Annotated in this window: 13 protein-coding genes; 7 read left to right on the top strand and 6 right to left on the bottom strand. The window is 59.2% G+C overall.

Annotated features, from left to right (window positions below; translation table 11 throughout):
* The 7 genes from P7F28_RS07620 to P7F28_RS07590 form a co-directional block, all read left to right on the top strand.
* The coding region (locus P7F28_RS07620; protein ID WP_277183918.1) for a 3-keto-5-aminohexanoate cleavage protein at positions 1-345 on the top strand (345 nt) is incomplete at its 5' end.
* 48 nt (positions 346-393) lie between these two features.
* On the top strand, positions 394-1,140 hold the full coding sequence (locus tag P7F28_RS07615) for an N-acyl homoserine lactonase family protein (protein WP_306805825.1): 747 nt from the start codon (positions 394-396) through the stop codon (positions 1,138-1,140).
* Positions 1,141-1,173: 33 nt separating this feature from the next.
* Positions 1,174-2,301, top strand: coding sequence for a sugar ABC transporter substrate-binding protein (locus P7F28_RS07610; protein ID WP_277183916.1), 1,128 nt, complete (start codon positions 1,174-1,176; stop codon positions 2,299-2,301).
* A 4-nt stretch (positions 2,302-2,305) separates the two neighbouring features.
* Positions 2,306-3,823 (top strand): sugar ABC transporter ATP-binding protein, encoded by a 1,518-nt coding sequence (locus P7F28_RS07605; protein ID WP_277183915.1) that lies wholly within the window; start codon positions 2,306-2,308, stop codon positions 3,821-3,823.
* A 10-nt stretch (positions 3,824-3,833) separates the two neighbouring features.
* On the top strand, positions 3,834-5,933 hold the full coding sequence (locus tag P7F28_RS07600) for an ABC transporter permease (RefSeq protein WP_277183914.1): 2,100 nt from the start codon (positions 3,834-3,836) through the stop codon (positions 5,931-5,933).
* Positions 5,934-5,949: 16 nt separating this feature from the next.
* The gene (locus tag P7F28_RS07595) at positions 5,950-6,885 is read left to right on the top strand and encodes a 3-hydroxyacyl-CoA dehydrogenase (protein WP_277183913.1); all 936 of its coding nucleotides are present in this window, start codon (positions 5,950-5,952) and stop codon (positions 6,883-6,885) included.
* A 20-nt stretch (positions 6,886-6,905) separates the two neighbouring features.
* Complete coding sequence (locus P7F28_RS07590) at positions 6,906-7,808, top strand: SMP-30/gluconolactonase/LRE family protein (protein WP_277183912.1); 903 nt, start codon at positions 6,906-6,908, stop codon at positions 7,806-7,808.
* Here P7F28_RS07590 and P7F28_RS07585 read toward each other — a convergent pair.
* The 6 genes from P7F28_RS07585 to P7F28_RS07560 form a co-directional block, all read right to left on the bottom strand.
* A complete protein-coding gene (locus tag P7F28_RS07585; RefSeq protein ID WP_277183911.1) occupies positions 7,767-7,943 on the bottom strand; it encodes a hypothetical protein in 177 nt (58 codons plus the stop codon). The two genes, P7F28_RS07590 and P7F28_RS07585, sit on opposite strands and share 42 nt — an antisense overlap.
* Positions 7,944-7,952: 9 nt before the next feature.
* Positions 7,953-8,702 carry an IclR family transcriptional regulator gene (locus P7F28_RS07580; RefSeq protein WP_277183910.1) on the bottom strand — a complete coding sequence of 250 codons (750 nt, stop codon included), beginning with the start codon at positions 8,700-8,702 and terminating at the stop codon, positions 7,953-7,955.
* A 12-nt stretch (positions 8,703-8,714) separates the two neighbouring features.
* On the bottom strand, positions 8,715-9,467 hold the full coding sequence (locus P7F28_RS07575) for an amino acid ABC transporter ATP-binding protein (RefSeq protein ID WP_277183909.1): 753 nt from the start codon (positions 9,465-9,467) through the stop codon (positions 8,715-8,717).
* Entirely contained in the window at positions 9,464-10,108 is a 645-nt protein-coding gene (locus P7F28_RS07570) for an amino acid ABC transporter permease (RefSeq protein WP_277183908.1), read from the bottom strand. The genes P7F28_RS07575 and P7F28_RS07570 overlap by 4 nt, the downstream gene beginning before the upstream one ends.
* 20 nt (positions 10,109-10,128) lie before the next feature.
* Positions 10,129-10,845 carry an amino acid ABC transporter permease gene (locus tag P7F28_RS07565; protein ID WP_277183907.1) on the bottom strand — a complete coding sequence of 239 codons (717 nt, stop codon included), beginning with the start codon at positions 10,843-10,845 and terminating at the stop codon, positions 10,129-10,131.
* A 34-nt stretch (positions 10,846-10,879) separates the two neighbouring features.
* On the bottom strand, positions 10,880-11,328 hold a 449-nt coding region (locus tag P7F28_RS07560; protein ID WP_277183906.1), incomplete at its 5' end, for a transporter substrate-binding domain-containing protein.

Genomic DNA, 11,328 nt, shown 5'->3' with positions numbered 1-11,328 from the left:
CAGAGCGTATTCGGTTTGCTGGGCGGCATCGGCGCGCATGCGGAAGACCTCGCGCATATGCGGCGCACGGCGGATCGGCTATTTGGAAAGGATTACGTATGGTCGATTCTCGGTGCGGGACGTAACCAGATACCGCTTGGTTCTATCGGCGTGGCGCAGGGTTCGAATGTGCGCGTGGGGCTGGAAGACTCGTTGTGGCTCGAACCGGGCAAGCTCGCAGATTCGAGCGCAGCGCAAGTGCGCAAGATCAAACAGGTGATCGAAGGCTTGTCGCTGGATATCGCGACACCGGCCGAAGCGCGCGAAATGCTCGCACTGAAAGGCGCGAGCGAAACCAACTTCTGATACGCGGAGGGCGTCGTGTACGACAGACCGAAGCTGAAAGTAGTCGCGATGCCGACAGGCTGGCTCACTGTGGATCGCTCGTCGCAAATCTACGGACGCTATTTCGGACAACAGATCAAAGTGCCGGTATGGTCTACGGCTATTGTCGGCGCGCAGAAGAAGATCGTCGTCGATACAGGCATTCACGATCCGGGCTGGGTCGCTAATTTCGTGTGTCCATGTGAGCAGGCGCCGGAAGAGAAGCTCGAACGCGCGCTCAAGGAGTACGTGGGCTGGAGCGCGGACGATGTGGATATCGTCATCAATACACACTTGCATTACGACCATTCGGGCGGCAACACGCTGTTCAAGAATGCGCGCTTTATCGTGCAGGCGGCCGAGTGGGAATACTCGGGGCATCCTCTGCCGACGCAGGCGACCTATTACCAGGAGTTCCTGATCGGCCGCGAACCGCTGGCTTATTTTCGCTGGCAGTTCGTGCATGGCGTGACAGATATCGTGCCTGGCGTGCGCGTGGTGCCGACGCCGGGACATACGCCGGGGCATCAGTCCGTCGCGGTGGACACGGATGATGGCGTCGTGCTGATTGCGGGCGACTGCGCAAACTGCATGGAGAACATCATCGATCTCGTGCCGGTGGGCATTGTGCATGAAACGCTCGCGGAAATAGGCTCCTTGTCGCGTATTCGTCAGATTGCAGATTTCGTTATTCCCGGACACGACCCGAATGTCGTGCCGGGCAGTTCGGGCATTGCATTGCCGGCAAGCGCGCGCTTGCCACATATCGCTAAGTAGAGCAGACGAAAAAACCAAGATTCGGAGGAAGACATGAAAGCATGGACGCAGTCGATTCGTCATGCGGGCCGGGTTGCGCTCGGCCTCGCGGTTGCGGCGACGCTCGCGGTTTCGGGGCAGGCGCACGCAGCGGGCAAGTACAAAATATTCTTGTCGATGAGCTATGTCGGCAACGACTGGCAGACCGAGGCCGCGAATATGGTCAAGGCAATGGCCAACACGCCCGCGCTCAAAGACAAGGTCGATCTCGAAGTGCAGGTCGCGGGCACCGACGCGCAGAAGCAGATTCAGCAAATCAACTCGATGGTGCAGGCGGGCGCGAAGGCCATCATCATCTATCCGATTTCACCGACCGCGTTGAATCGTGCGATCAAGAACGCCTGTTCCAAAGGTGTGGTCGTTGCAGCATACGATGGTGAGGTTACCGAACCGTGTGCGCATAACGTGACCATCGATCAGCATCAGGCGGGCACGGTTACCGCTGAATGGCTTGCCAAAACCATCAACGGCAAGGGCAATATTGTGATGATTAACGGCGTGCCGGGCACGTCGGTGGATCGTGCGCGCACCGAAGCGGCGAAGGCCGTGTTCGCGAAGTTCCCCGGCATCAAGGTCGTGGCGGAAGGCACGGGCATGTGGAGTCAGGCGACGGCGAAAACCGAGTTGTCGAAGATTCTCGCCACCAATAGCTGGGACAAGATCGATGGCCTGTGGATGCAGGTCGGCTGCTTCACGGCGGCATCGATGCAGCTCGAAGCGGGCATTGCGGACGACAAGATCAAGCCGTGCGCGGGCGAGTCGTCGAATGGGCACCGCATTCAGATGTTGCCGCCGGGCGAAGTGAAGGGCACAGGCTCTTATCGTTCGATCGGATATCGTTCGATATCCTATGGAGCGCCGCCGTATTCGGGTGCGATGGCCTTGAAAATGGCGGTGCGCAAGCTCGATGGCGGGGACTTCCCTGCGCGCGTGACGCTCAAGCTGCCGCTGGTGCTGACGTCGGAATCGAAGCTCTGCAAGACCGGCAGTATCGATGAACTGAAGGCGGGCTGTACCGCGTTCCCGCCGGATAAAGTGCCGCCGGGCTGGTTCGCCGATATCTACTCGGAAGACACCAAGGAAGTCGGTTTCAATGCCGCGCTGACGGGTAACCAGGACTGACGCAATGCACGCGATCACCGATCCTCTCGCGATCGATTTGTCGGACGTGACCAAGCGCTTCGGCGCGACGGTCGCGCTCGACGGCGCGTCGTTCCGTGTGAAGCGCGGCGCGGTACACGCGCTGCTCGGCGAGAACGGCGCGGGCAAATCGACCACGGTAAAGCTGCTGTCCGGCCTTATTCAGCCCGATACGGGCAGCATCCGCGTGATGGGCCACGACGTCTCGATGCGTGGCCCCAAAGACGCGCATCGTGCGGGCGTGCAGACCGCGTTTCAGGAGATGACGCTGGTGCGCGATCTCACGGTCGCGCAGAACCTGTTGATGTCGTATGAGCCGGTCGGCTTTCTTGGGCGCATTCGCAGGAAGGAGGCGCAGCATCAGGCTTCCGAATGGCTGGAAAAGCTCGAATTATCCGATGTACGTCCCGGTGCCTACATACGCGATTTGTCCTTGCCCGTGCGTCAGAAGATCGAGATTGCGAAGGCTATCGTGCGTGGGCCGCAAGTGCTGCTTCTCGATGAACCGACTTCTGCCTTATCCGGTGCGGATGTAGCGTGGCTGTCGCGGCGGATCGACGAGATGAAGGCGAAAGGCGTGACCTTCGTGTTCATCTCGCATCGCATGCAGGAAGTGCGGGAGTTTTGCGATAGTTTGACGGTGTATCGCAATGGTCGTGATGTGGGCGCGTTCGATACCAAAGATATATCGGATGACGAAGTAATCAGATTGGTGATCGGACGCTCGATCGAGGCGAAGTATCCGCCGAAAGTTGCGACCGTGAAAGAAGACGCGGTGCCTGCCATCGAAGCGCGAAACATTCGTGTCGATGGCGTCGTCACGGACTTCGATCTGACGTTGAAGCCCGGCGAAGTGCACGGCATCGCGGCTTTGCAAGGCATGGGCCAGCGCGAGTTGTTCGAAGCGCTGTTCGGTGCGACATATATCGATGATGGCGAGATACGCATCGACGGCAAGCCGGTCACGCTCACGTCCACGGCGGATTCGTTGAAAGCGGGTGTATCGACCAGCTTTTTGCCGGAGGATCGCAAGACGGAGGGTTTGTTTCTGCGCTTGCCCGGTGGCGAGAATGTGTCCTTGCCCGTGATCGGTCGATATTCACGTTTCGGTCTGATAGATCGCAAGCGCGAGCAGGCTGCAATCACGCAGTCGCTTGCGCAGATGGAAGTCAATCCGCGCGCACTCTATAAGCCATGCTTATCGTTTTCGGGCGGCAATCAGCAGAAGATCGCGATGGCGAAATGGCTGCTGACGCAAAGTCGCGTCTGGCTGATGTTCGATCCGACACGTGGCATCGACGTCGGCACCAAACATCAGATTTTTGTGCTGATGCGCGCGTTCGCGGCAGCAGGCGGCGCGGTGTTGTTTTATTCGACCGATGTGCCCGAACTCGTCAATGTATGCGACCGCGTGAGTGTGATGTATCGCGGGCGCAATGTCGGCGAATTATCGGGCGATGCACTCACGGAAGAAACCGTGATGCGCAAGATGCTTTCGAGTTGAGAGGTCATTCATGAAGATAGCCATTGCGTCGCCTGACAGCGAGATCGTGCGGCCGGGCGCGCGCGTGGGAGTCGGCGCGCGTATCGACCATCATCGCGGGCTGATTATCGCGATCAGTGCGCTTGTCGCGATGATGGTGGCGTGGGTCGCGTTGTCGGCCACGCCGGTCGGTTTGTACGATATCGGCTCCGTGATTTCCAGTGCGACGACACTTGCGCTCGCGGCCATCGGCCAGACCATCGTGGTGCTGTCGGGCGGCTTCGATCTGTCGGCGTCGGCGGTGGTGTCGCTGGCGAACGTGCTGGCGGTGCGCTTCGTGCAAGGCTCGCCGGTCGAGCAATGGGCGGGCGTCGCGTTGATACTTGCCATCGGCGGCGGAATCGGATTAGTGAACGGCGCGCTGATTGCGTGGTTTCGGTTGCAATCCATCGTTGTGACGCTCGCGACCATGTTCATGGTGCAGGGCGTGACTTTGCTGATTCAGAACAAACCGGGCGGCAGCGTCGGCGATCAGTTCGGCGGCTTCCTCACGTCGGATTTGATTCCCGACAAGTTGCCGATGTCTGCAGGATTACTGATCGTTGCGTTGCTGATATGGGCGTTCGTACGGCGCACGCGATTCGGCATGGGCATCTACGCGCTCGGCAGTGACCCGGACGGCGCGTATGCGAACGGCATGCCCGTCACGCGTTATCGCATCGGTACGTACGCGCTGGCGGGCATGTTTTACGCGGCGGCGGGGCTGTATGTATCGGCGCAAACGGGTTCGGCCGATCCACTCGTTGGCCGCCCCTTGCTTCTGTCGATGTTCACCGCCGTGGTCCTCGGCGGCACGCTGCTCGGCGGCGGACGCGGTGGCGCGCTCGGCACGGTATTCGCCGCGATGACGCTGATGATTACGGTCAACATCCTGTTGGTGCTGAACGTGTCCGCGTTCTTTACGACGATTGCCGAAGCGGTCATTCTGATTCTCGCGGTACTTGGTTCATCGATCGGCAAGCAATCGGCGGCGCATGAATCGATGCGTCATGCGGCGCAATGGATCAAGGCGCTGCGAACCGGCACGCGCGCGAAGGATGATTCACATGCGCGGCGCGTGTCGTTCGAAGTGGCATCGTTCAGGCCCATCGAGAATACGGAGTTGAAGGGCCGCGCGCTCGCGGACTGGATCGAACGTAATCGCGAATGGGTGAAGTATGTGGTGCCTGCGTATGCGTTGTTCTTCGGTGTGGTGGCGATTACGGGCATCGTGTATGGACCGGGCGTGCTCATCAGCGCGAATTTCTATAGCAGCTTGCTCACGCTCACGTTGTTTCTCGCGATCCTCGGTCTCGGACAAGGCGCGGTGATTCTCACCGGCGGTCTCGACTTGTCGATGCCGTGGCTTATCACGCTATCGGGCGTTTTATTAACGGGTCTGACGCATGGCTTGAATGGCGCGGCCGTGTGGGCCGTGCCGGTCGTATTGTGCGTGGGCTTGCTCGTTGGCGTGTTCAATGGCGTGGGTGTCGTCGTGCTCGGCTTGCCGCCTATTGTCGTGACACTCGCAGCAAATGGCTTGCTGCAAGGGCTGACGCTGATCTATTGCAACGGCTCGCCGCAAGGATGGTCGCCTTCGTCGATCAGCGAATTCACGAACGGACGCATCGGGCCGTTATCGCTGGCGGCGTGGAGCGTGCCCTTGTTTCTTGCGATCGCGTTGCTGTTGCTTCATCGCACACCGTTTGGACGACGCGTGTATGCAGTCGGCAATTCGCCTGTTGCGGCGAAGCTCTCGGGCGTGCGTGTCGGTTCGACGCTGATCGCAGTGTATTGCCTGTCGGGATTATGCTCGGCGCTCGTCGGCTTGCTGCTCGCGGGCTTTAGTTCGCAGGCGTTTCTCGGTATGGGCGATCCGTATTTGCTGCCGTCTATTGCCGTGGTCGTCGTGGGCGGAGCGCTGATTACGGGCGGACGCGGACATTATCTCGGCGTGTTCGGCGGCGCGTTGCTGCTGACCGCGCTCGGCACGCTGCTCGCAGGCACGACGGTGCCGCCTGCGGTGAGAGACATCATCAACGGACTCGTCGTGCTGGCGGCTGTCATCACGTTGCGCGACAAACGTGCTTGAAACAAGGGACAAACGCATGCAAGCAAAGCAAATTGCCGTGATTGGCTCGGGCCGGATCGGACGCGCGTGGGCCATCGTGTTCGCGCGCAGCGGCTTTGACGTGAAGATTCACGACGCATCGAAAGATATGCTCGATGGCGCGATTCCCGCAATCACTGAAACCGTGCGCGATCTCGCATCGTTCGGACTGCTCGATGAACCGGTTGAAACCATCGTGGCTCGTATTGAAGCGTGCGTCGCGCTGAAAGACGCGGTGGCCGATGCCGATCTCGTTCAGGAGAACATAGCTGAAATCGTCGAAGCAAAGCGGGCGCTGTTCACTGAATTGGACCGCCTGACCAGGGCGGATGCGTTGCTCGCGAGTTCGACTTCAGGTTTGCCCGCATCGACCTTCACGGAAGGCTTGCAAGGGCGCGCGCGATGCGTCGTCGCGCATCCGGTGAATCCGCCTTCGCTCGTGCCCTTGGTCGAACTTTGCGGCGCGCCGTGGACGTCCGACGACACCATGCAACGCGCCCGCGCGATCTACGAGGCAGCGAGACAAAAGCCCGTGACGGTGAATCGAGAGATATCAGGCTTTCTGCTGAACCGATTGCAAGGCGCGGTGCTCGACGAAGCACTAAGCCTCTACGAACAAGGCTATGCCACCGCCGAAGACCTCGATACTGTGATGCGCGACGGCCTCAGTTTGCGCTGGTCGTTTATGGGACCGTTCGAGACCATCGACCTGAACGCGCCGGGTGGCGTGGCGGATTACGCATCGCGCTATGGCGGTACCTACAAGCGCATTGCGGAAACGCGCGTGCCGTTCGACTGGCCCGCCGCGACGCTCGACAAGCTCGATGCAGAACGTCGCGCCGTATTGCCGCGCGATCAGATTGAAGCACGCAGTCGCTGGCGTGATCGACGCCTGATGGCTTTACTTGCACATCGACGCTCAACCAAAGAGTAGAAGAACTAAAGGAGACAAACATGCCCGAAGTGCGCCTGCTGGTCGATGCCAACAATCATCTCGGCGAAGGCCCGTTGTGGGACGTAAAGGAAGAGAAGCTTTATTGGATCGACAGCACCGCCGCGGAAATCTACAGTTGCCGCGCGGATGGCAGCGATGTGAAGCGCTATTTCGTGCCGCGTCATATCGGTTCGATGGCGCTGCGTGAAAAGGGCGGTGCCGTGGTCGCGCTTGCCAACGGCCTGCATTTTTACGACTTCGATGCGCAGACCGTGGAGTTCATCGGTGACCCGGAAAGCGACGATCCGGAGACGCGTTTCAATGACGGCAAGGTGGATCGGCGCGGGCGCTTTATCGCCGGAACCATGTCGTATGACTTCGATCGTTATGACGCGGATCGCGGGCAGCGATCGACCCGCAGCGGCGGGTTGTATCGGCTGGATACGGATGGCAAGATCACGCGGCTCGATTCGGGGATCAGTTGCTCAAATGGACCGTGTTGGAGTCCTGATAATCGTACGTTCTATTTCACGGACACGTACAGCAAGGAAATGTACACCTACGATTACGATATCGAGACGGGCGCGATCAGTAACAAGCGGCTGTTTGCATCGGCCCACAATATGGCCGGTACGTTCGATGGCGCGACTGTGGATGAAGAAGGCTACGTGTGGTCGGCGCTTGTTTTTGGTGGCCGCATTTTGCGCTTTGCGCCTGACGGCAAGCTGGATCGTATCGTCGAGTTTCCGGTGCGGAATCTGACGAGCGTGATGTTCGGCGGCCCGAGTCTCGATACGTTGTACGTATCAACAATGGGCCGCCCGATGTGGGGGCTGCCGCAAAAAGAGAAGGATAAAGGCGGCTTGTTCGCCGTGACCGGGTTAGGCGTTCGCGGACTGCCCGAACCGCGTTTCGCTGGCTGAAGTGCTGGTTGAAGAGTAATAAGCAACCGCCTTCTGCAATATCCCGTTGATCTCCTTCAGCGCGACATTCTCCTGTTCGAGCTGATCGATCCGTGATTGCTGAAGGCGGAGCTTCTCTTCGAGATCATCGTCCATACACTCACGCTACTTGTGCGATAAAGCTTTGGCAGACTGAAGCAGATCATCGAGCATGGCGGCGCGGCGCTCGGGGCCCGTATCGCGGCTCGTCATGAAGCACAGCGCCGCAATCGGCAAGCCCGCACGATCGCGCACCGGCGCGGCCATACAAAGCCGGAACGCATTCGACAAGCCTTCAGTGCAGCAATAGCCCTGATCCTTCGCATGCTGTACGTCGCGATAAAACTCGTCGAATTCGATCTTCACGCCGTTATCCAGCACGAAATCTTCGGCGGGAATGAGCGTGCGGATTTCATCGGCGTTCAGATGGCCTAGCAGCAGACGGCCCGTGGCGGTCCATGGAATCGGCACGCGTACGCCAATATCCGAGCTGATGGTGAACGGCCGCGCACTGCTTTCCGATAACACCACCGTGTACTTGTTTCCTTCGAGCATGCACAACTGCGTGGTCTCGTCATACTTGCGGACCAGCGCAAGAATGGACAGGTGCGCGCGGCTGATCAGATCGTTGTGCGTGGCGTAATCGGAGCCGTAATAGTGCATCTCACGGCCAAAAAACACGCTGCCATCCGCCGATGTTTCCAGCCAGCCCACGTCAGTCAGGATTGCTACCAATTCATAGATGCTCGATCGCGGCGCACCGGTCGCTTCGATAAGCTCGCGCATCGTCATGGGACGTTGGGCGATATGCAACTGACGAAAAATCGCGATCACGCGATCCACACCCCGAGCGCGCGATGTATCCGTACCAGCCATGCGAATACTCCGTCAATGATCCAGAACGCGATGCAGAAACTGGCGCGTGCGTTCGTTGGCCGGGTTCACGAAAATTTGCTCGGGCGCGCCTTGTTCCGCGATTACGCCCTTATCCATGAACACGACGCGATCAGCAGTTTTGCGCGCAAAGCCCATTTCGTGCGTGACGACGACCATCGTCATGCCATCGCGTGCGAGGCCGCGCATCACTTCCGTGACTTCACCGACGAGTTCGGGATCGAGCGCGGAGGTGGCTTCATCGAAGAACATGATGCCGGGTTCTACCGCGAGCGCGCGTGCAATCGCCACACGCTGCTGCTGACCGCCGGAAAGCTGGCTCGGGTAATGATCCGCACGTTCGGCCAGGCCCACGCGATCGAGCGTTTCCATTGCGCGTTTGCGGGCGTCGGCGGGACTCATGCGGCGTGCCTTGATGAGCGCGAGCGTGACATTGCCGAGCGCTTTCTTGTGCGGGAACAGATTGAACTGCTGAAACACCATGCCGACATGGCCGCGAATTTCTCGCGCGCGGCGCGGGTCGTGAAGCGGGACATCGTTGACCCAGACTTCGCCCGAGTCGCTTGTTTCGAGTCCGGCCATGATGCGCAGCACCGTGCTCTTGCCCGAACCCGATGCGCCGATCAACACGAGCACTTCGCCCGAGCGCACATCGAGATCGATACCCTGCAACACACGCGTTGCACCGAAGGCTTTATTTACGCCGTTCAACGAAATGACCGGCTTGTTCTGACTGACTTGATTCACGAGATTCTCCTGCGGTCATGGTGGCGGACCCATTGCGAAAGCGGGAAGCACACCGCGAAGTAAATCACTGCGACGAGACCATAGATCGCCACCGGCTGTCCGACGCGATCCACAATGGCCTGTCCGCCGTGCATCAGTTCGGACATGCCGATCATGCTGACAATCGACGTGTCCTTGATGAGCGACAGATACTGTCCGATCAGCGGCGGCAGCACGATCTTCCCGGTCTGCGGCAGCACGACGAAGCTGAACGCCTGCGTGCGATTGAGGCCGAGAATCTGCGACACTTCCCACTGACCCTTCGGCACCGCTTCGATACCCGCACGAAACACTTCCGCGATATATGCGCCCTGATACACGCTCAAACCGATCACGCCAGCCGCGAATACATCGATTGCATAGCCGAAATACGACACGCCGAAGTAGATAAACATCAGCGTGATCAGCACGGGCGTGCCGCGAAACAACTCTGTGTACAACTGAGTGATACGCGAGGTGCCGTATGGCCCGAACGATCGCAACACCGCAGCAAGCAGACCAATCAACGTACTGCCGATGATCGCGGCCAAAGACAGCAACAACGTGGTGACCAATCCCTGCAACAAAATCGACAGACTGGTTCTCAGCAATTCGAATGACATGATTCGCTCCGATGCGAGAGTTAAGCCTGCCGTGCGCGACGCACGAACAAGCCGCTGAAACGCGCGCGCGGGCGCATCACCAGCGGTGGATGAAATACCTTTGCACCAAACACGCCCGCCAGCCACGAAAGCGCATTGCTGAGCACGAGATACGCGATCAAGGTCACCGAAAACGTCTGCACATACAGCAACGTGCGCGAGTTGATGACGGTGGCCGTGCCGGTCAACTCAGGCAATGCAATCGCCGACAGCAAGGACGTGCCGAGCAACAACTGAATCAGATAATTGACGATGGCCGGATACACCGCGCGCGCCGCCTGCGGCAACACGATCTCCGTAAATATCTGCCCGCGTTCCAGCCCGAGAATGCCCGCTGCTTCGATCTGTCCGCGCGGCACCGACTGAATACCCGCGCGGAACACTTCCGACAGATACGCGCCCACGTTCAGGCCCAGCGCAATCACGCCGGCCCAATACGCATCGAGTGCGATTCCCGCCGACGGCAGGCCGAAGAACACGATGAAGATCTGCAGCAGTACCGGTGTATTGCGGATCACTTCCACATAGCATCGCGCAATGAAGCGGAATGCCGCGACCGGCGAGATACTGGCGAGCGCCGCCACCAGACCGAGCAGCACCGCGAGCACGAACGACAGCACGGTCACTTGGAGCGTGAGCGATGCCGCGTGCAGAAAGTCGGACAGGTAGCCCGCGAGGGTCAGCCATTGGTAGCTCATGTGATCTCCAGCCTGAGCGTTTGAATCGTTCGGATTACTGCGGATTCAGCGAATAGTGCGGATCGACACCGAACCACTTCTTGTAAAGCTGCGCATTCAGCTTCGATGCGTTGATATTGAAGAGGAACAGGTTCAGATAATTGAGCCACTGCTGGTCGCCGGCCTTCACACCGAATGCGTTGTATTCGAGCGGCACGAGGGCTTCGTTCGTCACGGACAGTTCCGGATCGAGCTTGGCCTGGTACGCGAGGAAGTTGTTGTCTTCGATCATCGCGTCGGCCTGGCCTTGCTTCACGGCAAGAATGGCGGCCTGCGAGCTGTCGTATTCCTGAATCTTGATCGGGATATTCAGCGAGCGCACTTCATCGCCATTGGTCGAGCCTTTGACGGTTGCAATGGTGCGATTGCCCATATCCTTGACCGATTGAATGCCGCTGCTTTTCTTGACCAGCAAGGCTTCACTTGCCACCACATAGGGCGTCG

Source organism: Caballeronia sp. BR00000012568055, from assembly GCF_029439455.1.
In the GTDB taxonomy this organism is placed as follows: Bacteria; Pseudomonadota; Gammaproteobacteria; order Burkholderiales; family Burkholderiaceae; genus Caballeronia.
The sequence above is the reverse complement of the archived record's forward strand: the minus strand, read 5'-3'. Positions and strand labels throughout refer to the sequence as shown.